This window comes from Vreelandella sedimenti, assembly GCF_013416325.1.
GTDB lineage: Bacteria > Pseudomonadota > Gammaproteobacteria > Pseudomonadales > Halomonadaceae > Vreelandella > Vreelandella sedimenti.
The window spans coordinates 49,404-73,009 of the sequence record NZ_JACCGK010000001.1 but is presented as its reverse complement, the minus strand read 5'-3'; the positions used below and the strand labels follow the sequence as shown (position 1 = coordinate 73,009).

Here is a 23,606-nt window from a genome sequence, read left to right as displayed (position 1 = left end):
CGGCGTCCGTGATAACGCCTTAATAGCAGTCTAGGATCTAACGGGGTGGCTGCCAGATACTATTCAACCTTTGATACAACAGGGTTGTTTAATTACTACATTGACTAGCAGCACATTGAACAGTGTGCATGATCGCTCTCTCAACGTCTAAATTCGTTAGCAAACTCAGTAAGTGACTGATAGAGCCATGTGTTAGCAGGGTCATTGGCGTACAGCCCATGCTGAATCAGCGTCGTTTTCAGCGTCGGTAGCTCTTTAGGCGGCTCCACCAAACGCACCGGCAGCATAGCAACGAACCGTTCAGCCATTTGACGTGGGAGCGTCATGATCGCTTCCGTCAGCGCCACCACCCGCGCCGCGGCGATATAGTTGAGGTTTTTAGAGATGACCCGGCGGGTTAAGCCGTGTTGAACAAGACAACTATCGATATTACTGGGGCGCAGGCCGCTAATATCCGCCAGCTCCACATGGAGCGCATCAGAAAACTGACCAATACTTAGCACATCGCCCACGCGATCATTATGGGTAGCAGCCAGGCAGACCAGTTCCTCATCCATCCAAGGCGTCTGAATCACACCGCTTGGCAGCGCGCTTTGGCTATCCAGCCCTACCACCATATCGATTTGGCGCTGTTCCAGCCCCTCACTCAGCACATCTGGGGTAATCAGCTCAATGGAAAAGCTAATGCCCGGTGCATAGACCAACAGCTGGCTTAAAAAGAGCGGGTACATGACCTCTTCAAAGTAATCCGTGGTGGCGAGCGTAAAGCGTCGCGTGCTGTTGGCAGGCGTAAACATCGCGGGGGGCGCAAGACCTTGGCGTAGCATCGCTAGCGCCTGTTGCACCACGGGCAGCAGCTCAAGTGCCCGGGATGTCGGCTGCATACCGTTTTCGGTGCGCACTAGCAGCGGATCATCCAGCGATTCACGCAGCCGTTTTAAGGCATGGCTCAAGGCGGGTTGGCTTAAATGCAACGTTTCTGCCGCGCGAGTGACGTGACGCTCGCGCATCAGCGCCTCAAATACCAGCAGCAAGTTCAGGTCGAAATGGCGTAGCGAGCGCATAGTTTCTCATCATTCATGTTACGAATGATTAAATTCTAAACATTCATTTAATTTATTACTAGAAATTGCTTATTGTCTGCCTCTCATTCGCCCACCAGCGACTATCAGCGATAATCCAGCACTCAAGGAGAATCACACCGGTGACCCACCCACAAGCTATGTCTGCACAAACCATGCCCAGTCTTTATGGAGATGTGATTTCTACCTTTATGGGCGTAGCAAAAGCAACGGATCCCAAGGCAACCGACGCCGACGTTGTGGTGAGTGGCGTTCCTTTTGATTTGGCCTGCTCGGGCCGGTCAGGCACCCGCATGGGGCCGAATGCTATTCGACAAAGTACCGCTAACCTGATCTGGGAAGGCAAGCGTTGGCCCTGGAACTTCACCTTGGAAGAGCGCCTCAAGGTGTGCGATGCAGGCAACGTTGATTACGCCTATGGTGAGCCCGAAAGTCTGGTCGATAATCTGGAAACTCACGCCAACCGTTGGTTAAGCGCGGGCAAAAAGATGCTAACTCTGGGCGGTGACCACTACATCAGCCTGCCGCTGCTGCGCGCCCACGCCCGGGAACACGGCCCGCTGGCGCTGATCCATTTTGACGCCCACACAGACACCTACGAGCAAGGCACGCGCTTTGACCACGGCACTATTTTTCACCACGCTTTAAAAGAAGGCTTGGTGGTGCCTGAGCACTCGCTGCAAATTGGCATTCGCACCAGCTATGACCGCCACAACCACCCTTACGAGGTGTTGGATGCGGACTGGGTCAATGAACACGGAGCTGCGGCCGTGCTTGAGCGCATCCGTGCCCGCGTGGGTTATCACCCGGCCTACGTTACCTTGGATATTGACGGCCTCGACCCCGCCTACGCCCCAGGCACCGGCACACCGGTATGCGGCGGCATGTCCACCGACCTGATGCTGAAAGTAATTCGCGGTATGGTAGGCATGGAGCTGGTCGGTATGGACGTGGTGGAAGTGAACCCCGCCTACGATCACGGCGACATCACCTCGCTTGCCGCCGCGACGCTGGGGCTTGAGTTTTTGTATACCCTGGCGGCATCTAAGGGCGTTTGATGGTTAGCCTCCGCCATCTCTTGGCTTATGGTATTGAGATGACGGGCACGGAACAGACTATCTTTGAGAGGCCGCTAGCGCTTGATCAATGTCCGCCAGCAGATCGTCGATATGCTCGATTCCGAGCGACAGCCGCACCATATCCGGCGTGACACCAGCGGCTTTTAGCTCCTTCTCGTTGAGTTGGCGGTGCGTGGTAGAGGCGGGAATGGAAGAGCAGCTTTTGGCATCGCCGATATTAACCAAGCGAAGAATCAGCGCCAGTGCATCGTAGAAGCGCTCACCAGCGGCCTGCCCACCTTCAATACCAAAACTAAGAATCCCCGAAGCATGGCCGTTCATATAATGTTGGGCCAACGCATGATCCGGATGGTTTTCCAAGCCAGCATAATGCACCCAGGTGACCAACGGATGGCTTTCCAGATGCTTGGCAACCGCTAAGGCATTGACACAGATACGCTCGATCCTCAGTGACAATGTTTCCAACCCCTGAAGCAGGTTCCAGGCTGCTTGGGCAGAGAGCGCCGCCCCCATATTGCGTAGCGGCACCACCCGGGCGCGGGCAATAAAGGCCGCATCGCCCACATCGCGGGTATAGCTCACACCATGATAGGAGACATCAGGCTCATTGAGCAGCGGAAAACGACTGGCATGTTTAGCCCAGGGAAAGGTGCCCGAATCAACAATCACACCGCCCACCGTGGTGCCGTGACCGCCGATATATTTAGTCGCCGAGTGGACGACAATATCCGCCCCGTGCTCAATCGGCCGACATAAGAACGGCGTCGCCGTGGTGTTATCGACAATCACCGGCACCCCATAACGATGCGCCACCTCGGCGAGCTTTGTTAGGTCAACCACTCCACCCGAGGGGTTACCAATGCTTTCACAGAAAACCGCTTTGGTACGCTCATCGATCAGCGCTTCGATGCCATCCATATCGTCTTTATCGGCAAAACGCACCTGAATGCCTTGGCGCGGCAAGGTGTGGGCAAACAGATTGTAAGTACCGCCATACAGCTCGCTGATCGAGACAATGTTATCGCCCGCTTCGGCAATGGTCTGGATCGCATAGGTGATCGCCGCCATTCCCGATGCCACCGCTAGCCCGGCGATACCGCCTTCCAGTGCGGCTACCCGCTGCTCCAACACGGCACAGGTCGGGTTCATGATGCGTGAGTAAATGTTTCCTTCGACTTTCAGGTCAAACAGATCCGCCGCGTGCTGCGCGTTATCGAATGAAAACGACGTGGTTTGATGAATCGGCACCGCCACGGCGTTTTGTGAATCCGGGGAATAGCCATGGTGAAGAGCAATGGTTTCTGGCTTCATGAGACGGCTCGCTATTTTGTTATTAAGGTTCGCTATTGATCCTAAACAAGCGCTGCGGGGAAGGCCAACAATCGTTCGCCCTCCGATCTACCAGGTAAGACCAAACACACTCACCAATTCCACTCACTGCGCGCCACCGCGTCATGGGCAGGCTGGGATCCAGGTGCTGGGGCACACAGTTGCTGCGAGGCAATGGTCACCTGACTCGACGAGGGCCTTACCGCACCGATCAGCGTGTTCAGTGAACCCCAGTTCAATCCGCAGATGGTCAATAACGTGTTTGGGGATACGTCGGCTTATATCGGAGTCATGGATTCATTGTGTGTGGGTCTAACGCTGGATGCTGGCCTTTACGATGCGCTACTGGAACAGCTGGCTAATGAGATTGCGCGCTGCACCGATGCCTAAACAGCCTTTTTCTTAAACAACTTTCCAAGTTGATAAAGGTCGTGCATATACCTATCAAACTTTGAAACAAGCAGTGACATAAAGATAAATGCATAAATAACCAGCATGACGCTCAGGGGTTCGTTAAGCCAGGCCAGCAAAGGCGTCGATATCGGATAGCTAATCATGTAGATAGTCATGGCGGCTAATAGCTGAACCATGAAACAATTAACAATCACCAGGGTAATCAACGCTGCTCGTATATTGATATGTGGCAGCGTTGTTTTCCAAAACGGTAAATGGCGTACTTTTATGTGGCTTCTCTCCGCCCCATCTGGATCGCCGTTAAAACTCAATCTCCTTTTACGCCGCAGCAAAGGGATTGCATAGTTGCCTGCTTCCCCTTCAGAAAACGCTACCAAGGCGATATCCCGATTGAATTCAGGGCCCAAGGCATTGGCCGCCACTTGATCGAAATCTGCCCATGCATGGTTTTGCTGGGCGGTTTTAGCTTGGTCAGAAAGCACCTTTAAGCGGCTTTTATCGGCCTTCGACAACTTCTTATCATTACCGACGTTGATATTGTAATGAATTTCATACACCTGATACAGAGCAGCGGTCACGCCCACAAAGATCATCAAAAAGACAATATATATCAACATATTAATCGACACCTTTTAAATGGAAACGCACCTGATCAAGCGGAATATTTGTTAGTTTTCAAACTAACATTGTGACTATGCCTGCACACTGCTCATCTGTATAGGCTCAGAAAGCTGCTAAAAAGGCGGATCAGATCAACTGCCTGTTGAGTAGCCGTGTTCACACAAAAGCGCCATACCGAGCGCCAATCACATTGGCTAAGTGGAACTAAAACACTCCTCTACCAACGGCCGTATTGCCTGTATTACCGCATCGTTTCCATCAGCGGTTCGCCACCCCATTTCAATAGGAAAAGTGCGCAATGCCAGCGGAGAAGGTAACACTTGCAAACCGGTGAGTGCGGCGATAGCAGCAGCGTGCGATGGTATGGTTGCGATGGCTGACGTACCTTTCAGTAAGTACGGCAGAGCTGCAAAATGCGTTGTGGCAGCCACGACACGGCGCGACATCCCCCGCTCTGCCAATGCTTCATCGACGATACCCACAAAGCCGCCAGATGACACAAGAATATGTTCAGCGGAAACGAAGCCTTCGATATCAAGCGCTGCTGTCACCCAGCGCTCAGGATCCACTACACAAGCGTAGCTCGCCTCGCCGAGTAGACATCGGCTCAATCCACTTCTTGCCAATCCTCCGGAGCTAATCGCCAAATCCAAGCGACGTCCTGCCAGCGCATCAGCGACCATCTGGCTGTGAGTCTGTCGGAATACCAAGCGCAAGCCTGGCAATGTGTACGCCACACGCTCAATCAGACGTGACCCAATGGCGATTTCAAAGTCGTCGGAAAGGCCTATTGTCACCGAACGCCCCTCAAAACTTCGCTCTGAGGGCGACACCATGGCAAGGCTTTGGCGTATTTTGTTCAGCGCCTCTGACACCGCGGGTTTCAATTGGTGAGCTAGCAACGTCGGCGCCAGCCCGCGTCCGGTACGCTGAAACAGCGGGTCACCGTAAACGTCTCTCAAACGTTTCAGTGCTGCACTCACCGCGGATTGTGTCAACGCCAGCCTCGTTGCTGCGCGGCTCGCGCTGCCCTCTTCATAAAGCGCTTCAAACACCTTGAGTAGGTTTAGGTCAGTTTTGGCGATATCAATTTTATTCATAACAAATAGAAACGCATCTATCTTCATTAATATCGTTACAGCTTATAGCATTTCTTTGTCATTAACTTCTCACGCGTTTATTCCAAAGGTATCCAGCATGACGCAAACGACCGTTGCCGCACTCCAAATTGGCTCACTCCCCTCTGGCAAAGCCGCTACACTCGACCTTATCCTCTCCTATGAAGCCGCGATTATTGAAGCTGGCACTACCCTGGTGGTGCTGCCAGAAGCCGTTCTCGGCGGCTATCCCAAGGGGGAGATCTTCGGTACTCGGCTTGGCTATCGGTTGCCCGAAGGCCGTGATGCCTTCGCTGCTTACTTTGCCAACGCTATTGATGTTCCCGGCCCTGAGACAGAAGCCCTTACTGGCCTCTCTGCACGCACCGGGGCAACCCTCGTGGTCGGCGTTATCGAGCGTGACGGCAGCTCGCTTTACTGCTCGGCGCTGTTCTTGGACCCTGAACAAGGCCTTATCGGCAAGCACCGGAAGCTGATGCCAACCGGCACAGAACGGTTAATTTGGGCCCAAGGCGATGGCTCCACCCTAACCACTGTGGATACCCAGGCGGGGACTGTAGGTGCTGCTATCTGCTGGGAAAACCATATGCCGCTACTGCGTACCGCCATGTACGCAAAGGGGGTTGAAATTTGGTGCGCTCCCACGGTGGATGAACGCGATGTCTGGCAGGCATCCATGCGCCATATCGCCCATGAAGGGCGTTGTTTCGTCGTCAGCGCCTGCCAGATTCAACCCTCTCCCGCCGAGCTTGGCATTGAAGTGCCCGATTGGGAAAACAACCGCCCGCTGATTCGCGGCGGCAGCCTGATTGTTGGCCCATTAGGAGACGTGCTTGCAGGGCCGATGCGCGAACAGTCAGGTTTACTAACAGCGAAGGTAGATACCGCCCAGCTCGTTCAGGCACGCTATGACTTTGATGTGGTCGGACACTACTCCCGTCCTGATGTATTCGAGCTAACCGTCGATGAGCGACCAAAGCGGGGTGTCCGTTTTATCAACGGAGATAATGGACAGTAACCTACTTTTGCTCTTTGTCTGGCTAACCAAGACCAAACCGTCACGAACCCCGTTGGGCCAGGATTACATTGTAAGAGATGAAAGATAAGCTGGCTGGTCGATGATATCCGCTACGTAGTGCAGCCTCTCTTCCCATCCGTCTCGGGTGAGTTGACCTCCGAAGCACAAGCGCAAGGCTTCAGGCGGATGGTTGTCGGTGCTAAAAGCAGCGCTGGCAACCGCACTAACGCCATGTGAACGTAATTGCACCGCCAGCTCTGAAGGGTTCCAGCCAGAGTGCTTGGGCAGCTTAAGCCATAGGTGGAAAGCACCTTTGGCAGACACGATGCGCTGACGTCCCAGAATCTTCTCAGCTATCTCAAGACGGGCAATGGCCTCGATACGGATCGCTTTAAGCATGGCATCCGCCGTCCCATCGGTTATCCACTCGGTGATCAGGGCATCAATCAGCGGGCTGGACATCACCGAGGTGGCTCGAAGCGCGCCAGCGGTTCTCTGCGCCTGTCGCTTGGTGGGGGCGTGTAGGAATCCTGATCGCAAACCGGGACCGAAACACTTGGCAGTTCCCGTCAGATAGTAAGTGAGCTCAGGGGCCAAGTTAGCAATAGGGACGATCTTTTCTTCGCTGAGCATGGTGTAAGCATCATCTTCAATAATCGGGATGCTATAGCGCAAGGCAACATCAGCCAAAGCTTCACGACGCCCCAAGGGAATAGTCGTCGTCGTGGGGTTTTGGATGGTGGGATTAATGTACAAAACGGCCACTTGACCCTGCTTACAGATATCCTCGAAGGAGCGAACAAGCGGGCCATCGGAGTCACGCTCCAATGAATGCAGGGTCAGCCCGAGCTGGGCCGCAATAGCCTTTAGGCCGGGGTAGACCAGGCTTTCGACACAGATTAGCTGTCCAGGGGCTACCAACTGCATCAGCAGCCCAACCAGGCCGCTGTGAATACCGGGGCATATCAAGACCTGTTCCAGCGTCGTGTTGTCCAGCCGTCGATCCAGCCATTGGAGCGCAGCCACACGGTCATGGTGGCTGCCGCCAAAGGTTTGATAACGCAGTAGTGAGTAAAGATCACGCTGGGCCAACACCGAGATAGCGCTATCGCGTACGCGTTCAATCAAAGTCGGTATCGCGGGCTCAATCATTAGGTTCATGGTCATCTCATAACCACTGCTCGGCTTCACTGACACTGCCTTACCTTTAATAAAAGTGCCCGAGCCCGGATGCGAGTCAATCAAGCCACGCTGCTTAGCTTCGTTATAGGCACGCGCCGCCGTCGTGTAATTGATACTCAAAGCCCTCGCCAGCTCTCTCAGCGGGGGCAGTCGCTCGCGGGGCTGCAGCCGACCACTACCGACATCTTCAGCAATCAATTCAGCGACCAGACGATAAGCTGGCTGGCTGACCTCCTTATCTAAACGTTTTCGCCAGCGTTCCAGCTCAGATGTATGCATATCTTCCCCGTCGTTAAATAAACATTGTCACCTACCCTTCTTATCGCCCAAAACTTACCACTGATGGGCTAAAGATTGCACAAATAAAAAATTGATTGCATATGTACTTAATGGTGCAAAACACACTTATAGTGCACAAAATAGGTGAAAAATACAGTTTTTTTGAAATATTAGCTTTTTTTGATTTTTTATCATAAAAAATTTAGTCAATTTTTAGGCTTAGAGCGATCTACATGATCGACAATTGATTGGATCAATAAGCATATCAATTGGCACGTCGATTGCTCCGTATTGATCGTACCGCTTGTGTAAGCACGGCGGTTAACGACTCTCCCACTCGCAATAAACGGAGCTTAGACATGCCTACAGTGACGCAACCACTCAACAAGAAAGGCGATTTTCTGGTCGACTACGAAGAGAAGGTTTTTGAAGACGTAAAAGCGAAACCAGGCGAAAAAGCCCTGGTAACTTTTCATACGGTTGCCTTTGAGGGGTCGATCGGCTTCGTGAATATGCTGCAAGCAACGCGCTTGCTGCGTAAAGGCTTTGAAACATCCATCTTACTGTATGGCCCCGGGGTCACTTTGGGCGTACAGCGGGGCTTCCCCACCCTGGGTGATGAAGCGTTCCCCGGCCACATGAACTTCAACAATCAGTTGACCAAGTTTATGGCCGAGGGGGGCAAGGTCTACGCCTGCCGCTTTGCTCTTCAAGCACTCTATGGTCATGGCGAACCGTCACTCATTGAGGGTATTCGCCCTATCAATCCATTAGATGTGCTTGATCTCAAGCTGCTTCACGTGCGCGACGATGCACTGATCATCGATACCTGGACGGTCTAAGGGGAGCAGCGGTCATGGCACAAGTAAACATGACAGGAACGACCATAGTGCGGGCCGCTGCCGCTCAGCTTTCTCCCGATCTTGAGAGTGTTGGCGGCACGCTGGTCAAGGTACTGGATGCAATCGACGAAGCGGCCAGCAAGGGGGCTGAGCTGATCGTGTTCCCCGAAACCTTCGTTCCCTACTATCCGTACTTTTCATTTGTCTACCCCGCCGTGGCCTGTGGCGCCGAGCACATACGGCTGTATGAACAGGCCGTGGTGGTACCAGGCCCGATCACTGATGCTGTCGCTGAGCGCGCTCGCACCCTGAGCATCGTCGTCGTGCTTGGCGTTAATGAGCGTGATCATGGCACCCTCTACAATACTCAACTGATCTTTGATAGCGACGGGCGTCTGTTGCTGAAACGCCGAAAGCTCACGCCGACCTACCACGAACGCATGATTTGGGGCCAGGGCGATGCCTCGGGCTTGAAGGTGGTGGATAGCGCCATGGGCCGTGTTGGCGCCCTGGCCTGCTGGGAGCACTACAATCCGTTGGCACGTTATGCCCTGATGACCCAGCACGAGCAGATCCACTGCAGCCAGTTTCCTGGCTCGCTGGTCGGCCCAGTCTTCGCGGATCAAATTGAGGTGACCATCCGTCACCATGCCCTTGAAGCGGGTTGTTTTGTGGTTAACGCCACCGGCTGGCTAACCGACTCCCAAATCGAATCCATTACCCCCGACACCACGCTACAACGTGCTCTGCGTGATGGCTGTAACACCGCCATTATCTCGCCAGAAGGTAAGCACTTGGCCGAGCCGCTGCGCAAAGGAGAAGGCATCGTCATTGCCGACCTGGATTTCGCCCTGATTACCAAGCGTAAGCGAATGATGGATTCGGTGGGCCACTATGCCCGCCCTGAACTATTGAGCCTAGTCATTAACGATATGCCCGCCCACTGCTGCCAGCCACTGGCCACTTCCGCTCAGGGCCATAATGCCCAAGGAGATGAAGATGCGTAATCTCGCCGATCGCTCACGCTTGTTCACGGAACTTCAAACCCATGGCGTACGCCTGCAGGATGCATCACAAGAGCATGTCAGCCGACGGGGCGGCGCTGGCCCTTCTGACCATCAGGCAATAACCATCGATGGAATCACTATGATGGTGCCCGTCTATACCCAGTCGGCATGGCGTTCACCGTTTAGCGTAGAGTCATGTGATGAAGGGCATCGGCTAACTGAAAACACAATTCCTATGGCCGATATTACCTTTGCAGATACGCCCCACTTCTACGACCTGCAAACCGCTGACGGCGTCCCCTACACGCATATCGCCACATTGCATAGCCGCGATGTACTGGCCACGACGGTACTGCAAACATGCATCCGTTATGAGAGCAGGCGCAAAGCCTGCAAATTCTGCTCGATTGGTCAATCACTCCAAGCCGGGCGCACCATTGCACATAAGTCCCCAAACCAACTGGCCGAGGTGGCTAAGGCTGCTGTCGAGCTCGACGGTGTCAAACATATGGTCATGACTACCGGAACACCAGCCACGCCTGACCGAGGAGCCAGCGTCCTTTGCGAAAGTGCCAGGGCCATCAAAGCGGCCGTGGATCTTCCGCTGCAAGGTCAGTGCGAGCCGCCGAAGGATCCCGTTTGGTATGCCCGCATGAAGGAAACTGGCATTGACAGCCTTGGCATGCATCTCGAAGTGGTCACACCTTCGCTAAGAAAAACGCTGATGCCAGGCAAGGCCGAGGTTGGCATCGAAGAGTATATGCAGGCGTTTCGCGATGCTGTTGACGTCTTTGGCCGCGGGCAAGTCAGCACTTATATTCTTGCCGGGCTCGGGGATACCCGCGAGGCCATTTTAGAAACCTGCCAACACCTAATCGAAATCGGCGTTTATCCCTTTGTAGTGCCGTTCGTGCCGATTAACGGCACGCCATTAGAAGATCATAAGCCGCCCAGCGCCGACTTTATGGAGTCGATCCTGGCGCCGTTGGGCAGACGTCTCAAGCTCGCAGCGTTGCGCTCTAGCGATATCAAAGCGGGCTGCGGGCGTTGCGGTGCCTGTTCAACGTTGTCTGAGTACGAGCGCTAACAGCACGCGAAACGCTTAATAGAGGAGTGCCCGATGATGTCAACATCCGACGCCTATTCGGCCTATTCCAACTACCGGATCAAGTGGGCGAGCCTGCCTTGGGAAACCGATGAAGCACTGGCATTGCGGCGGCGCGTTTTCTGCGATGAGCAGGCAATATTTGATCAGGACGACCGAGATGCCATCGATGACTCAGCCCACCTACTCGTCGCTTTAGGGTGCACAGGAGGATGGTATGAGCAAGTGGTGGGGACGGTGCGTATTCACGAATCAGAACCTGGACTCTGGCATGGTTCGCGTCTTGCTGTTGACCCAGCCTTCCGCGCCCAAGTCCGCCTAGGCTCCACGCTGATTCGGCTGGCCGTCTCCAGCGCTCATGCATTGGGCTGCCAACGCTTTTTGGCCCGGGTACAGGCCCAGAATGAGGCACTTTTTCAACAGTTGCACTGGCGAAGCATTGGAGAGGAGTTAATCCTTGATCGACCTCATGTCGTCATGGAGGCCGACCTTACCCACTACCCCCCTTGCCACTCTCCTCTTAGCGGCTTTGTTCTGCCTGGGCGTCAATGCCAACCTCTCGCTGAGCTGGCGCCTGGGCTGCTTAAGATCCTTTCAGCCCCCACACTGAGACAAGCATCATGAGCCAAAAGCAACGACTCGACCTAACAGAACTGCTCCAGAAAGTGCACGATTATAGTGGTCTTGCCCATAAGGCCGACATCGCGCGGATCGCTCCCAACCTGACAGCACTGCCCGATGGCTGGCACCCCAACGGCGACGATACCGCGGCCATTCCCAGCGGTGAAGGCTACACACTGTTGGCGATAGAAGGGCTACTTACCGCCTTCGTCGCCGAGGATCCTTGGTTTGCTGGCTGGTGTTCGGTGATGGTTAACGTCAGTGATATCGCCGCAATGGGCGGGCGGCCCCAGGCAATCGTCAATGCCCTATGGAGCCATAACCCAGAAAGCGCTGAACTAATTGCCAAAGGCATGCGTGAGGCCGCCGACACCTTCCGCATTCCCATCGTCGGTGGCCACACCAACCTGCGCTCCAATCAGCCGCAATTGGCGGTTGGCATCCTGGGTCGTGCCCACTGCCTGCTGAGCAGTTTTGCGGCGCGGCCTGGGCAATTATTAGTGGCGGCTATCGACCTGCGCGGCGCCTATCAAGCGCCCTATCTGAATTGGAACGCGGCCACAACGGCGCCCGCTGAACGTTTGCGTGGCGACATCGAACTACTTCCCTGTATTGCTGAAGCGGGCTTGGCTATCGCCGCCAAAGATATTAGTCAGGCCGGTCTCCTCGGTACCACCTTAATGCTCATGGAGAGCGCTGATGTAGGTGTGAGCATTAACCTTGACGCCATCCCGAAACCCGAGAAAGTCACTTGGGAGGACTGGTTATGCACCTTCCCTAGCTTCGGTTACCTGCTCACCACGGATAATGAGCACCTCCCCATGCTGCTAGAGCGCTTCCGTGCCCGTGGCATCGCCGCCGCGCAGATCGGCGAGATCGTTTCCTCACCGCAGTTCTGGGTAGAAACCGACAATGATCGCCAGTTGTTCCATGACCTTGCAACGACTCCATTAACTGGGCTGAGTCGCCCCCAAATGCCCATTCCCCAACAGGAGCTTTGAGCATGCCAGCCATACACTTCCACGTTCGCTGGCCAGATGGCAGCGAAGACCAGTGTTACTCACCCTCTACCGTCGTAAAGGAGTACTTCCAGGTCGGCGAGCGTCTCAGCGTCGATGCTTTTGTGGAGCGCGCCGACACAGCCTTAGAGGCGGCCAGCCAGCGCGTCGAACAAAAATTCGGCTTCTTCTGCTCCAGTGCCATGGATCAGTCGACGGTCATCAAGGCCAAAGCCCAGCAGTTTGGCAATAATCCGCAGGACATGGTCGAAATTATCCGCATCGACTAGCACATCAAACATCTCATCAATCGTTGCAAAGAGAGAGCGATATGAAAGACCTACGTAAGCACTATTCTGCCATTATCATCGGTGGCGGTCAGGCGGGGCTATCCGTCAGCCACTACCTTCAACAACAGGCAATCGACCATCTCGTTATAGAGAAACACAGCTTAATGCATAGCTGGCAGACAGCGCGTTGGGATTCATTCACCTTAGTGACGCCGAATTGGCAGTGCCAGCTACCCGATCACCCCTACGACGGGAATGACCCTAAAGGCTTTATGAAACGAGACGACGTCGTCGCTTACCTTGACCGCTTTGCTGCCAAGGTTCAGCCTCCCGCCCTCGAAGGCGTTGCCGTTAATCGCGTCAGTCTGAATAGCAACGGGAAGTACGAAGTGAAGAGTTCCGAGGGTGAGTTTAGCGCGGATCAGGTCGTGGTGGCCTCCGGCGGTTATCATCTCCCTATCATTCCACGTATGGCAGAGCGATTGCCCGATCGGTTGTTCCAGCTACATTCCGCGGAATACCGAAGCCCTGAACAGTTACCCGAGGGGTCGGTGTTGGTGGTGGGCTCCGGCCAGTCTGGCGCCCAGCTTGCCGAAGACCTGCACATTGCTGGGCGAAAAGTCTTCCTCGCCACTGGTGATGCCCCGCGCGTGGCGCGTCAATATCGCGGCAAAGATGTTGTCGAATGGCTTGATGAAATGGGCTACTACGAGATGTCGGTCGATCAGCACCCATTACGTGAGGGAGTAAGAGATAACACCAACCACTATGTTACAGGGCGTGATGGGGGCCGGGAAATCGACCTGCGTAAGTTCGCTCTCGAAGGTATGGAGCTATTCGGGCTATTAGAAGAGTACCGCAATGGGGACTTTATCTTCCGCGATAATTTGAAAGCCAACCTTGATCATGCCGACAGTGTTTACTGCAACATAAACCAGCGAATTGATGCCTATATCGCTTCCCAGGGCATCGAGGCCCCACCAGCGCCCGAGTACACGCCGTGCTGGGAACCGAACCAAGAGCGTTCCGAGCTAAATCTGGCCAACGCAGGGATTAGCACCATTATCTGGTGCATCGGCTTTCGCCCTGACTTTCACTGGCTTGATGCCTCGGTATTCAATGGTCAGGGCCATCCCATACACAAACGCGGTGTCACCCAACAACCCGGCCTCTACTTTATTGGCCTACCATGGCTGCATACCTGGGGCTCTGGGAGGTTCTCTGGTGTGGCGGCTGACGCTGAGTACTTGGTTGAACGCATCAAAGCTTATCAGCGACAACAGGATGCGGCTTTACAACCGCTCTCGGAGCAAGCGTCAGCCTGACGTGGTTCACACTAGCCATTGGGTTGCTATCAGAGGGTTGCTGCATCGTTACTAGGGCTTGTTAACACTCAATAGCATTCACAGCTAATCCACCTTTGGATGTCTCTTTGTACTTATCCAGCATGTCCCTGCCGGTATCCCGCATGGTACGAATCACCTTGTCCAACGAGATAAAATGAGTGCCATCGCCGCGTAATGCCATCTGAGCTGCATTGATCGCCTTTACCGTTGCGATGGCATTGCGCTCGATACAGGGAATCTGAACTAACCCACCCACAGGGTCACAGGTTAATCCTAAATTGTGCTCCAAGCCGATTTCGGCCGCATGCTCGACTTGTTCGGGCGTTCCCCCCATCACATCAGCCAAGCCAGCTGCTGCCATGGCACAAGCCGATCCGACCTCCCCCTGGCAGCCCACTTCGGCGCCGGAGATCGAGGCATTTTTCTTGCACAGAATGCCAATGGCGCCTGCCGCCAGCAAAAAATCCACCACGTTTTTCTCACAGGCGTTGGGCTGAAACTTCATATAGTAGTGTAAGACGGCGGGGATAATGCCTGCGGCGCCGTTGGTGGGCGCCGTTACCATGCGCCCCCCTGCGGCATTCTCTTCGTTAACGGCGAGGGCAAAAATATTCACCCACTCCATCGCTGAAAACGTTGAGGCGATCAGGCAATCGTTCTGCTCTGCCGCTTGAAGATGCTGGTGAAGCAGCTTAGCCCTGCGCTTAACGTTTAACCCGCCCGGCAGTATCCCTTCGTGGGTTAATCCATTGTCGATGCATTCACACATCACTTGCCAGATACGCCACAGTTCGTTTCTGACCTCCTCCTCCGTCCGCCATACTTTCTCGTTTTCCAGCATCAGCCGACTGACACTGAGCTGCTCTTTTTTACATAGCGCCAAGAGTTCGTCTGCCGTATCGAAGTTGTAAGGAATGGTAACGCCACCCAAATCGTCCAGCGGCATATCCACCTGGGCCTGTTCAACCACAAAGCCGCCGCCAACTGAGTAATAGGTATTTTCATACACCAAGTCGCCCTGATGCGTAAAAGCCGCCAGCTTCATGGCGTTAGGGTGGTGGGGCAAACTCTCTTCATGAAAATAAAGATCATTTTTCCAGTCGAAATCGACGTCTATTTGGCGGCCCAGCGGCAATAACTGGCTGTCTTTTAGCGCCTGGATGGCGGGGCCAATCATCGAAGGGTCTATCCTGTCAGGGCGCTCCCCCATTAGCCCCATAATGATCGCGTGATCGGTGGCGTGCCCGACCCCCGTCGCGGATAGCGACCCGTAAAGATGCACCTCCAGGCGTTCCACCTGATCAAGCAGGCGGTGTTCGCGCAGCGTGGCGACATAGTTAAACGCCGCCTGCATGGGCCCGACGGTGTGGGAGCTGGAGGGGCCTACGCCAATCTTGAAAAGGTCGAAGACACTGATAGGCATTGGAACACCTCGTATCGTACAAACAGGTAACCTCAGGCGTTGCCTGAAACGTTTTATGATGTATTGAGCGCAGGCTGACAAGGCATTAATTACTGAACACTACCGTACGCCCGGCGTAAAAAAACACGCGGCGTTCCAAGTGATAGCTGATCGCCCTGGCCAGGGTGAGGCACTCGATATCACGCCCCTTGGCAACCAGATCCTCAGGGTAATGGGTGTGGTCCACAGGCTCGACCCCTTGGGCAATAATCGGCCCTTCATCAAGGTCATTATTAATGTAGTGCGCCGTTGCGCCGACCAGCTTAACCCCTTTTTCATACGCCTGATGATAAGGCTTAGCGCCTTTAAAACCGGGCAGCAGCGAGTGGTGAATATTGATCGCCCGTCCAGCTAATAGCTCACACATGGAAGGTGAAAGCACCTGCATATACCTTGCCAGCACCACCAATTCAGCGTCGGTATCCGCGATGATTTCTCGTACCTGGGCTTCCTGCTGCAATTTCGTCTCGGGGCTGATCGGCAGATAGTGATAAGGCAGACCGTGCCATGTTGCCAACGGCTCCAGATCAGGGTGGTTTGAAATCACCGCTTTAATATCCAGAGGCAGTTGCCCTGTGCGATAGCGATAGAGAAGATCATTCAAACAGTGATCCGCTTTCGAGACGAGGATCACGGTTCCGGTACGTTTACCCGGCGCAGTCAGTTCAAACTGCATGTCGAATTCGCCTGCCCGCGCGGCAAAATCGGCCTGGAAGCTCTCTTCATGGAACCCGTCTAGCTCTGGGCGAAACTCGGCACGAATGAAAAAACGCCCGCCGAGCCGATCATCGAAAGAGTTGAGTTCAGTGATGTAGCACTGCTGCTCTTTTAGAAAGCGTGTGACGACGTCCACCGTCCCCAAGCGGCTTGGGCATTGGGCGGCAAGTATCCAGGTATCGCTCATTCGGCTCATAGTTCATGTATCTCGGTTAACCGCAGGTATAGCGGCCGGAACGCAGTTCCGGCCTGCCCGCTTATTGTTGTACGTTAATGCCGAATTCTGCCCCGGCATCCAGCAACCAGCGGTAGCAGTAGTCGGCAAAACTGCGCCGGATTACCAGCTCCCAGCGGTCTTCACTGGGACGACGAAGGATCGTGGTCGCCTTGGCGAAGACGGTAGTGACACCCTTGCCCACCGGGAAGTGGCTGGGATGCACGTCGTAGACCACCGTTTTCATCAGCAGCTCGCGGGCCGCCTCGCCGGAAAGCTCGATCAGGGTCTGGCCGCCGCTGACGTCGCTGATCGCAAAGTGGGCGCTGCCCAGTTGCTCGCGCAGCTTGGTCTCCAGCGGGAATTCCTCGCCGCCGGGCACTATCACCAGCCACTCGTCCGGGGAAAGCCACTGGATAGAACGTTCACCGCTGGCATCTTGCACCAGCGTCTGAGGCTGGCCGGGCAGGTTGAGCCCCAGCACGTCGCGCACCGCCTCATCGAGCACGATGGCGCCGCCACGCAGGATCAGATGCCCCAGCATCGCCCGCTCGCGCAGCTGAAGTCGGCTTGGGCCACCGGCCTGGGGCGCACCGCTGCGACGATAGCTATAGGCTAACGGGGACTCTACCGGGATAGCGGTTTCAGTACGGGTATCGAAGGTGGCCGCGTTAGACATTCTGGCGTTCTCCCTTGGGGTCATAGAAAATGGTACTGACGATTTCGGCCTCAAAGGTCTGGCCGTCCGCCATGGGCAGGTAGACCGTCTCGCCCAATTTCTGATGGCCGCCCTTGACCACCGCTAGCGCAAACCCTGAGTCCAGGATCGGGCTGTAGTAGCTGGAGGTCACGTGCCCCACCATCGGCATGGGGATCGCATGATTAGGATCGAACACGATCTGGGCCCCCTCTTCGAGAATCACCTTGGGATCCTTGGGCCTGAGTCCCACCAGCTGCTTGCGGTTCTCACGCTTGGTGTCACTGCGTGTCAGAGCGCGTTTGCCGATCCATGAGTAGGGCTTGTCGTAGCCGATCGCCCACTGCATACCCAGGTCTTCCGGCGTCACGGAGCCGTCGGTTTCCTGCCCCACGATAATGAAGCCCTTTTCAGCGCGCAGAACGTGCATGGTTTCGGTGCCATAGGGCGTCAAACCATACTTCTCGCCATGCTTGAACAGCGTCTGCCAGACGTGCATGGCGTAGTTGGCCTGGACGTTGATCTCGAAGGTCAGCTCGCCGGTAAAGGAGATGCGATAGACACGCGCAGGCACCCCCGCCACGTTCCCGGATCGCCAGTCCATAAACTTAAAGCTATCGCGGTCAAGATCGAGATCACTGATCTCAGCGAGCAGCTTGCGCGCTTCCGGGCCGGTAATCGTCATGGTGGCCCAGTGGTCAGTCACTGAAGAGAAGTAGACATCCAGTTCCGGCCATTCGGTCTGATGCCACAACTCCAGCCACTCGAGGATGGCCGCCGCGCCACCGGTGGTGGTGGTCATCAAAAAGTGATTCTCGGCTAGACAGCTGGTCACGCCGTCATCGGTGACCATGCCATCATCTTTGCACATCAGGCCGTAGCGGCACTTGCCGACTGCCAACTTCTCCCACTTGTTGGTGTAAATCCGCGCCAGGAATTCACGCGCATCTGGCCCTTGAATATCGATCTTGCCAAGCGTCGAGGCATCGAGGATACCGACCTTCTCGCGCACAGCCAGACACTCGCGAGCCACTGCCTCGTGCATCGTCTCGGTTTTGCCATTCACCTTCTGAGGATAGTACCAGGGGCGCTTCCACTGGCCGACGTCCTCGAACTCGGCGCCACGCTCCACGTGCCACTGGTGAAGCGCGGTGTAGCGTTCGGGATCGAACAAATCACGGCAGTGGCGACCGACGATGGCGCCGAAGGTCACCGGGGTATAGTTGGGACGGAACACCGTGGTGCCCACCTCGGGAATGGAGCGATTCAAGCAACGGGCGGCAATCGCCATGCCGTTGATGTTGCCCAGCTTGCCCTGATCCGTACCGAAGCCCATCGCGGTATAGCGCTTGATGTGCTCGATGGACTCGAAGCCTTCCCGGGTCGCAAGCTCGATGCCCGCCGCGGTGACGTCGTTCTGCAGGTCGACGAACTGCTTGGGGCCGCGCAGCGTGGGCTTCTCGTGAGGCACCTGGAAGAGCGCCACCGCAGGCCCTTGCTGCAGACGTTCAGCGCTCGGCAGAGTGACCGTCTGAACGGCATGCCCCATGGCGGCCGCTGCCTTGATGCCAGCCTCGACACCTTCTGCCAGCACGTCTCCCAGCGCATAGCAGCCGTTGGCACCGCCACACGCCTGAACGCCCTTCACCAGCCCCGGCACGAAGCCGAGAATATCGTCGCGCCAGGTCGGCCGCGCGCCAGTGTGGGACGCCAAGTGAATCACCGGGCTGTAGCCGCCGGAGCTGGCGATGGTGTCGCAGGCCAACTCCTGAACCGGGCCGGTCACTTTGAAAGCCTCAATATCGATCTTGGCAACCCGTGCTGCGGTGACCCGATTGCTGCCCTTCGCCTCGATAACTGCGCAGCCCGTAATAATCTTGATGCCCTGGGCGCGAGCGGCATCCACCCAATCGCCTGCCGGCACCTCGCGGGCGTCCACGATAGCGACGACTTTGCAGCCGGCCTCTTTCCAGTCCAGGGCAGCGCGGTAGCCGTAGTCGTTGCTGGTGGAGAGTACCAGCTTGCGGCCCGGTGCCACGCCATAGCGTCGGATGTAGGTCGACACAGCGCCAGCCAGTAGGTTGCCCGGCACGTCATTGCCCGCGTAGACCAGCGGACGCTCGTGGGTGCCCGTGGACAGAATCACCTGACCGGCGCGTACCCGGTGCAGGCGTGCGCGTACCTGACGGTGGCCATTTTCCACCGGCGCCGTATCGCCCAGGTGTTCGGTGCGCCGCTCATGCAGGGTAACGAAATTGTGATCGTGATAGCCGTTGGCCGTAGTACGCGGCAGCAGCGTGACGTTCTCGCAGCTCGCCAACTCGTCCAGCACCCGGGCCACCCACTGATCCGCCGGCTTGCCTTCTAGGGTTTCGCGGCTGGCCAGCAGCGAGCCGCCCATCTCTTCCTGCTCATCGGCCACCATCACCCGAGCGCCGCTGCGCGCGGCGGCCAGCGCTGCCGCCAGACCCGCGGCGCCTGCGCCGACGACCAGCACATCGCAGTGCTGATTGAAGTGATCATAGTTATCCGGATCGGCTTCCATGGGGCTGCGACCCAGCCCCGCCGCCTTGCGGATGTACTTCTCGTAGGTCAGCCACATCGAGGCCGGCGCCATGAAGGTCTTGTAGTAGAAGCCCGGTGGCATAAACTGCCCACCCAGCTTGCCGAACAGGCCCATCAGGTCGCGCTGTACGTTCGGCCAGCCATTGGTGCTGCTGGCGGTCAGGCCGTCATATAGCGCCTGCTGGGTGGCGCGTACATTGGGCACCTGGGCCGCTTCACTGCTGCCTAGCTGCACGATGGCATTGGGCTCCTCGGCGCCCGCAGCGACAATGCCGCGGGGCCGAGAGTATTTGAAGCTGCGGTTAACGATATCGATACCGTTAGCTAGCAGCGCCGAAGCCAGGGTATCCCCGGGGTGCCCTTGGTAACGCTGGCCGTTAAAGGTAAAGCTCAACGTGCGGGAGCGATCGATACGGCCGCCCGTGTTAAGGCGGTACACTTGTTGCTTGGACTGGCTCATGCCCGCACTCCTTCTTGTTGGCTTACCGCAGCGCCCTCGCGAGCCTGGCTTTGGCTGTCGGCAGTAATCGACGGCTGCTCGCCCATTTTGTAAGTCTCGAGAATCTCGTAGCTCACGGTGTGACGCGTCACGTTGAAAAACTTGCGGCAACCCACCGCATGCACCCACATTTCATGGTGAACGCCACGGGGGTTGTCACGGAAGAACAGGTAATCCCCCCACTCTTCGTCACTACACGCCTCGGGCTCCTTGGGGCGCTCGAGATGCGCCTGACCCTTGGGGTGGAATTCCTCTTCCTCACGGTGTTCGCCGCAGTAGGGGCAATAGATATAGAACATACGGATACTCCTCTCGTATAAACCCTAGTGGGCCACGCCGGCAGCGCCGTGTTCGTCGATCAGTGCGCCGCTATGGAAGCGGAACATGGAGAACGGCTCGGCGATGGGGTGCATCTCCCCCTTGGCCAGGCTGGCAGCGAATACATGCCCCGACCCTGGTGTGGCTTTGAAGCCGCCGGTACCCCAGCCGCAGTTGAAGTACAGACCCTTCACCGGCGTTTTGGAGATAATCGGACAGGCATCCGGGCAGGTATCAACGATACCGCCCCACTGACGGTTCATGCGTACCCGAGAGAAGATTGGGAACATTTCAACGATCGCCTGGAGCGTGTGCTCCACGGTGGGATAACTGCCGCGTTGACCATAGCCGTTATAGCCGTCGATGCCCGCGCCGATCACCAGGTCGCCCTTGTCGGACTGGCTGATGTAGCCATGCACCTGGTTCGACATCACCACCGTATCGAGAATAGGTTTGATCGGTTCAGAGACTAAGGCTTGCAGCGGATGGGACTCCAACGGCAAGTTAAAGCCGCCCATCTTGGCCAGCACGGAGGAGTTACCGGCAGTCACACAACCGACGGTTTTGGCTTCAATATCGCCACGGTTGGTGTGTACGCCGTAGATCTTACCGTCACGAATCTTGAAGCCGGTAACTTCGGTCTGCTGCAGAATATCCACCCCATGGGCATCGGCACCGCGGGCATAGCCCCAGGCCACCGCATCGTGGCGAGCCACGCCTGCACGGGGTTGCCAGGAAGCCCCCATCACCGGATAGCGAGCGCTCGCAGAGCAGTCCATAATCGGCACCAGCTCCTGCACCCCTTTGGCGTCTAATACTTCACCGTCAATACCATTCAGCCGGTTAGCATTAACCCGACGCTGGATATCGCGCATGTCCTGCAGGGTATGCCCCAGGTTAAGCACCCCCCGCTGGGAGAACATGACGTTGTAATTAAGGTCCTGGGAAAGCCCTTCCCACAGTTTCATGGCGTGTTCGTAAAGCGCAGCGGATTCGTCCCATAAATAGTTGGAACGCACGATGGTGGTATTACGGGCGGTATTACCACCACCCAGCCAGCCTTTCTCGATCACCGCCACGTTCTTGACGCCGAACTCTTTAGCCAAGTAGTAGGCCGTGGCCAAGCCGTGGCCACCACCACCGACGATGATCACATCGTACTGCTTCTTGGGTGTGGGGTTACGCCACTGGCGTTCCCAGTTTTCGTGGTGGCTCAGTGCGTGCTTGACCAGGCCAAAGCCAGAATAACGTTGCATAGGGGCCTCCTCTCAAGCAATGGATTCGACGGCTTCGGCGGCGGACTCAGCGTAGACAGGGTGCTGGGCACAGACATCGGCTACTTTGGCCTGCACCTCGGCTTCAATGGACGCCGTGTCTTTGCCTGCGGCCAACTCGTCCAAGATGTCGCAGATCCATCCAGCCAGCTCGCTACACTCCTCGGCATCGAAGCCGCGCGTGGTGACCGCGGGGGTTCCAATACGCAGGCCAGACGTCACAAAGGGGCTTTGCGGGTCGTTGGGCACCGTGTTTTTATTCACCGTAATATGCGCGCGGCCAAGGGCTGCATCCGCATCTTTACCGGTAATGCCTTGGCGGATAAGCGAAACCAAAAAGAGGTGGTCGTCGGTACCACCAGATACCACGTCATAGCCACGTTCAACGAACACACTGGCCATTGCTCGGGCGTTATCGATCACCTGCTGCTGGTAGCGCACAAACTCCTGGTTCATGGCTTCCTTAAACGCCACTGCCTTAGCGGCGATCACATGCATCAACGGGCCGCCCTGCTGGCCTGGGAAAACCGCACCATTAAGCTTTTTGTAGAGTGCTTCGTCGCCATGAGCGGAGAGAATCAAGCCACCGCGTGGGCCACGCAGCGTTTTATGGGTCGTGGTGGTGACCACATGAGCGTAAGGGAGCGGGCTCGGATAGAGGCCAGCGGCCACCAGGCCAGCGACGTGGGCCATATCGACCATCAGGTAAGCCCCCACCTCATCTGCGATGGCGCGGAAACGCCGCCAGTCCACCACACGAGAGTAAGCGGAGAAACCCGCGATGATCATCTTCGGCTGGTGCTCGCGAGCTAAGCGCTCAACTTCTTCGTAATCGATCTCGCCGGTTTCCGGCTTGAGGCCATACTGCACAGCGTTGTAATGCTTACCCGAAAAGTTGGGTGCAGCACCATGGGTTAAGTGGCCGCCGTGGGCCAAGCTCATACCCAATACTGTATCGCCCGGCGATACCAGTGCCATGAACACAGCGGCATTGGCCTGGGCGCCGGAGTGCGGCTGCACATTGGCATAATTGGCACTAAAAAGATGGCAGGCCCGCTCAATGGCCAAGGCTTCAACCTTGTCAACAAACTCACACCCACCGTAGTAACGGCGACCTGGATAGCCTTCTGCATACTTGTTGGTCAGCTGTGTACCTTGCGCTTCCATCACAAGTTTGCTGGTATAATTTTCGGAGGCGATTAATTCAATATGCGCTTCTTGGCGAACCGTTTCTTCAGCAATTGCTTCAGCAAGCAACGTGTCGTAACTGGCCAAACGTGCATTGGGGGAAAAATTATTCTGAAGCATTACCGCCTCCTGATGAGTCACTTTTTTATTAAGTGCTGGATATACTCTTTAATGTTGATAAACCCCGGCCGTTTTCAACCAAAGTCCCTATCAACGCTTTCTTACCGCGATACTATCGTTGGAGTCCGGGCCCAAGATGCTTGCCGACGTCACCACGCGATGTATTTGCGACATCGGCAAAATTTAGCCATTAACACGGCTGGCGCCGCCCAAAAAGCAAA

The 23,606-nt window shown here is 56.0% G+C and carries 22 protein-coding genes; 10 read left to right on the top strand and 12 right to left on the bottom strand.

Annotation, left to right across the window (positions count from 1 at the left end; genetic code table 11):
- Window positions 1-140 precede the first annotated feature (140 nt).
- Window positions 141-1,064, bottom strand: a complete 924-nt coding sequence (locus tag HZU72_RS00310) for a LysR family transcriptional regulator (RefSeq protein WP_180089516.1) — start codon at window positions 1,062-1,064, stop codon at window positions 141-143.
- Window positions 1,065-1,237: 173 nt separating this feature from the next.
- Between HZU72_RS00310 and speB the strand changes: the two genes are divergently transcribed.
- A complete protein-coding gene (gene speB, locus HZU72_RS00305) occupies window positions 1,238-2,140 on the top strand; it encodes an agmatinase (protein WP_180090117.1) in 903 nt (300 codons plus the stop codon).
- Between the two features lie 57 nt (window positions 2,141-2,197).
- Here the strand turns inward: speB and HZU72_RS00300 are convergent, their stop codons facing one another.
- Window positions 2,198-3,472 (bottom strand): O-acetylhomoserine aminocarboxypropyltransferase/cysteine synthase family protein, encoded by a 1,275-nt coding sequence (locus HZU72_RS00300; protein WP_180089514.1) that lies wholly within the window; start codon window positions 3,470-3,472, stop codon window positions 2,198-2,200.
- 234 nt (window positions 3,473-3,706) lie between these two features.
- On the opposite strand from HZU72_RS00300, the gene HZU72_RS00295 reads away from it, so the two are divergent.
- The gene (locus HZU72_RS00295) at window positions 3,707-3,880 is read left to right on the top strand and encodes a hypothetical protein (protein ID WP_235975846.1); all 174 of its coding nucleotides are present in this window, start codon (window positions 3,707-3,709) and stop codon (window positions 3,878-3,880) included.
- Here HZU72_RS00295 and HZU72_RS00290 read toward each other — a convergent pair.
- Both HZU72_RS00290 and HZU72_RS00285 read right to left on the bottom strand, forming a co-directional pair.
- Window positions 3,877-4,521: a hypothetical protein gene (locus HZU72_RS00290; protein ID WP_180089512.1), complete on the bottom strand. Its 645-nt coding sequence runs from the start codon at window positions 4,519-4,521 to the stop codon at window positions 3,877-3,879. The two genes, HZU72_RS00295 and HZU72_RS00290, sit on opposite strands and share 4 nt — an antisense overlap.
- Window positions 4,522-4,719: 198 nt before the next feature.
- Complete coding sequence (locus HZU72_RS00285) at window positions 4,720-5,625, bottom strand: LysR family transcriptional regulator (protein ID WP_180089510.1); 906 nt, start codon at window positions 5,623-5,625, stop codon at window positions 4,720-4,722.
- 97 nt (window positions 5,626-5,722) lie between these two features.
- Here HZU72_RS00285 and HZU72_RS00280 point away from each other — a divergent pair, with 97 nt between their 5' ends.
- Window positions 5,723-6,661: a carbon-nitrogen hydrolase family protein gene (locus HZU72_RS00280; RefSeq protein WP_180089508.1), complete on the top strand. Its 939-nt coding sequence runs from the start codon at window positions 5,723-5,725 to the stop codon at window positions 6,659-6,661.
- Window positions 6,662-6,724: 63 nt separating this feature from the next.
- Here the strand turns inward: HZU72_RS00280 and HZU72_RS00275 are convergent, their stop codons facing one another.
- Window positions 6,725-8,122, bottom strand: a complete 1,398-nt coding sequence (locus tag HZU72_RS00275) for an aminotransferase-like domain-containing protein (protein WP_180089506.1) — start codon at window positions 8,120-8,122, stop codon at window positions 6,725-6,727.
- A gap of 359 nt (window positions 8,123-8,481) precedes the next feature.
- On the opposite strand from HZU72_RS00275, the gene HZU72_RS00270 reads away from it, so the two are divergent.
- From HZU72_RS00270 to HZU72_RS00240, 7 genes are read left to right on the top strand one after another with little or no spacing between them, the layout of a single operon-like run.
- The gene (locus HZU72_RS00270; protein WP_180089504.1) at window positions 8,482-8,964 is read left to right on the top strand and encodes an MSMEG_0572/Sll0783 family nitrogen starvation response protein; all 483 of its coding nucleotides are present in this window, start codon (window positions 8,482-8,484) and stop codon (window positions 8,962-8,964) included.
- A 14-nt stretch (window positions 8,965-8,978) separates the two neighbouring features.
- Window positions 8,979-9,971 (top strand): Nit6803 family nitrilase, encoded by a 993-nt coding sequence (locus tag HZU72_RS00265; protein WP_235975844.1) that lies wholly within the window; start codon window positions 8,979-8,981, stop codon window positions 9,969-9,971.
- Window positions 9,964-11,058 carry an MSMEG_0568 family radical SAM protein gene (locus HZU72_RS00260; protein ID WP_180089502.1) on the top strand — a complete coding sequence of 365 codons (1,095 nt, stop codon included), beginning with the start codon at window positions 9,964-9,966 and terminating at the stop codon, window positions 11,056-11,058. The genes HZU72_RS00265 and HZU72_RS00260 overlap by 8 nt, the downstream gene beginning before the upstream one ends.
- Window positions 11,059-11,091: 33 nt before the next feature.
- Window positions 11,092-11,700 (top strand): MSMEG_0567/Sll0786 family nitrogen starvation N-acetyltransferase, encoded by a 609-nt coding sequence (locus tag HZU72_RS00255; RefSeq protein ID WP_180089500.1) that lies wholly within the window; start codon window positions 11,092-11,094, stop codon window positions 11,698-11,700.
- A complete protein-coding gene (locus tag HZU72_RS00250) occupies window positions 11,697-12,698 on the top strand; it encodes a sll0787 family AIR synthase-like protein (RefSeq protein ID WP_180089498.1) in 1,002 nt (333 codons plus the stop codon). Before HZU72_RS00255 ends, HZU72_RS00250 begins: the two co-directional genes overlap by 4 nt.
- A gap of 2 nt (window positions 12,699-12,700) precedes the next feature.
- A complete protein-coding gene (locus tag HZU72_RS00245; RefSeq protein WP_180089496.1) occupies window positions 12,701-12,985 on the top strand; it encodes an MSMEG_0570 family nitrogen starvation response protein in 285 nt (94 codons plus the stop codon).
- A gap of 41 nt (window positions 12,986-13,026) precedes the next feature.
- Window positions 13,027-14,310 carry an MSMEG_0569 family flavin-dependent oxidoreductase gene (locus HZU72_RS00240; RefSeq protein WP_180089494.1) on the top strand — a complete coding sequence of 428 codons (1,284 nt, stop codon included), beginning with the start codon at window positions 13,027-13,029 and terminating at the stop codon, window positions 14,308-14,310.
- Window positions 14,311-14,371: 61 nt separating this feature from the next.
- Here HZU72_RS00240 and HZU72_RS00235 read toward each other — a convergent pair whose 3' ends face one another.
- From HZU72_RS00235 to glyA, 7 genes are all read right to left on the bottom strand, one after another.
- Window positions 14,372-15,754 carry an L-serine ammonia-lyase gene (locus tag HZU72_RS00235; protein ID WP_180089492.1) on the bottom strand — a complete coding sequence of 461 codons (1,383 nt, stop codon included), beginning with the start codon at window positions 15,752-15,754 and terminating at the stop codon, window positions 14,372-14,374.
- Window positions 15,755-15,839: 85 nt separating this feature from the next.
- Window positions 15,840-16,706 carry a formyltetrahydrofolate deformylase gene (gene purU, locus HZU72_RS00230; protein WP_180089490.1) on the bottom strand — a complete coding sequence of 289 codons (867 nt, stop codon included), beginning with the start codon at window positions 16,704-16,706 and terminating at the stop codon, window positions 15,840-15,842.
- A gap of 61 nt (window positions 16,707-16,767) precedes the next feature.
- Window positions 16,768-17,403: a sarcosine oxidase subunit gamma gene (locus HZU72_RS00225; protein ID WP_180089488.1), complete on the bottom strand. Its 636-nt coding sequence runs from the start codon at window positions 17,401-17,403 to the stop codon at window positions 16,768-16,770.
- Window positions 17,396-20,446: a sarcosine oxidase subunit alpha family protein gene (locus HZU72_RS00220; protein ID WP_180089486.1), complete on the bottom strand. Its 3,051-nt coding sequence runs from the start codon at window positions 20,444-20,446 to the stop codon at window positions 17,396-17,398. The genes HZU72_RS00225 and HZU72_RS00220 overlap by 8 nt, the downstream gene beginning before the upstream one ends.
- On the bottom strand, window positions 20,443-20,784 hold the full coding sequence (locus HZU72_RS00215) for a sarcosine oxidase subunit delta (protein ID WP_180089484.1): 342 nt from the start codon (window positions 20,782-20,784) through the stop codon (window positions 20,443-20,445). The genes HZU72_RS00220 and HZU72_RS00215 overlap by 4 nt, the downstream gene beginning before the upstream one ends.
- A gap of 24 nt (window positions 20,785-20,808) precedes the next feature.
- The gene (locus HZU72_RS00210) at window positions 20,809-22,059 is read right to left on the bottom strand and encodes a sarcosine oxidase subunit beta family protein (protein ID WP_180089481.1); all 1,251 of its coding nucleotides are present in this window, start codon (window positions 22,057-22,059) and stop codon (window positions 20,809-20,811) included.
- A gap of 12 nt (window positions 22,060-22,071) precedes the next feature.
- Complete coding sequence (glyA, locus tag HZU72_RS00205; RefSeq protein ID WP_180089479.1) at window positions 22,072-23,385, bottom strand: serine hydroxymethyltransferase; 1,314 nt, start codon at window positions 23,383-23,385, stop codon at window positions 22,072-22,074.
- Between the last annotated feature and the right edge of the window lie 221 nt (window positions 23,386-23,606).

What these genes read in the sequence shown, in the direction of transcription:
- HZU72_RS00310 (WP_180089516.1), bottom strand. Translation starts at nt 1,064, where the DNA reads ATGCGCTCGCTACGCCATTTCGACCTGAACTTGCTGCTGGTATTTGAG.
- speB (WP_180090117.1), top strand. Translation starts at nt 1,238, where the DNA reads ATGCCCAGTCTTTATGGAGATGTGATTTCTACCTTTATGGGCGTAGCA.
- HZU72_RS00300 (WP_180089514.1), bottom strand. Translation starts at nt 3,472, where the DNA reads ATGAAGCCAGAAACCATTGCTCTTCACCATGGCTATTCCCCGGATTCA.
- HZU72_RS00290 (WP_180089512.1), bottom strand. Translation starts at nt 4,521, where the DNA reads ATGTTGATATATATTGTCTTTTTGATGATCTTTGTGGGCGTGACCGCT.
- HZU72_RS00285 (WP_180089510.1), bottom strand. Translation starts at nt 5,625, where the DNA reads ATGAATAAAATTGATATCGCCAAAACTGACCTAAACCTACTCAAGGTG.
- HZU72_RS00280 (WP_180089508.1), top strand. Translation starts at nt 5,723, where the DNA reads ATGACGCAAACGACCGTTGCCGCACTCCAAATTGGCTCACTCCCCTCT.
- HZU72_RS00275 (WP_180089506.1), bottom strand. Translation starts at nt 8,122, where the DNA reads ATGCATACATCTGAGCTGGAACGCTGGCGAAAACGTTTAGATAAGGAG.
- HZU72_RS00270 (WP_180089504.1), top strand. Translation starts at nt 8,482, where the DNA reads ATGCCTACAGTGACGCAACCACTCAACAAGAAAGGCGATTTTCTGGTC.
- HZU72_RS00265 (WP_235975844.1), top strand. Translation starts at nt 8,979, where the DNA reads ATGGCACAAGTAAACATGACAGGAACGACCATAGTGCGGGCCGCTGCC.
- HZU72_RS00260 (WP_180089502.1), top strand. Translation starts at nt 9,964, where the DNA reads ATGCGTAATCTCGCCGATCGCTCACGCTTGTTCACGGAACTTCAAACC.
- HZU72_RS00255 (WP_180089500.1), top strand. Translation starts at nt 11,092, where the DNA reads ATGATGTCAACATCCGACGCCTATTCGGCCTATTCCAACTACCGGATC.
- HZU72_RS00250 (WP_180089498.1), top strand. Translation starts at nt 11,697, where the DNA reads ATGAGCCAAAAGCAACGACTCGACCTAACAGAACTGCTCCAGAAAGTG.
- HZU72_RS00245 (WP_180089496.1), top strand. Translation starts at nt 12,701, where the DNA reads ATGCCAGCCATACACTTCCACGTTCGCTGGCCAGATGGCAGCGAAGAC.
- HZU72_RS00240 (WP_180089494.1), top strand. Translation starts at nt 13,027, where the DNA reads ATGAAAGACCTACGTAAGCACTATTCTGCCATTATCATCGGTGGCGGT.
- HZU72_RS00235 (WP_180089492.1), bottom strand. Translation starts at nt 15,754, where the DNA reads ATGCCTATCAGTGTCTTCGACCTTTTCAAGATTGGCGTAGGCCCCTCC.
- purU (WP_180089490.1), bottom strand. Translation starts at nt 16,706, where the DNA reads ATGAGCCGAATGAGCGATACCTGGATACTTGCCGCCCAATGCCCAAGC.
- HZU72_RS00225 (WP_180089488.1), bottom strand. Translation starts at nt 17,403, where the DNA reads ATGTCTAACGCGGCCACCTTCGATACCCGTACTGAAACCGCTATCCCG.
- HZU72_RS00220 (WP_180089486.1), bottom strand. Translation starts at nt 20,446, where the DNA reads ATGAGCCAGTCCAAGCAACAAGTGTACCGCCTTAACACGGGCGGCCGT.
- HZU72_RS00215 (WP_180089484.1), bottom strand. Translation starts at nt 20,784, where the DNA reads ATGTTCTATATCTATTGCCCCTACTGCGGCGAACACCGTGAGGAAGAG.
- HZU72_RS00210 (WP_180089481.1), bottom strand. Translation starts at nt 22,059, where the DNA reads ATGCAACGTTATTCTGGCTTTGGCCTGGTCAAGCACGCACTGAGCCAC.
- glyA (WP_180089479.1), bottom strand. Translation starts at nt 23,385, where the DNA reads ATGCTTCAGAATAATTTTTCCCCCAATGCACGTTTGGCCAGTTACGAC.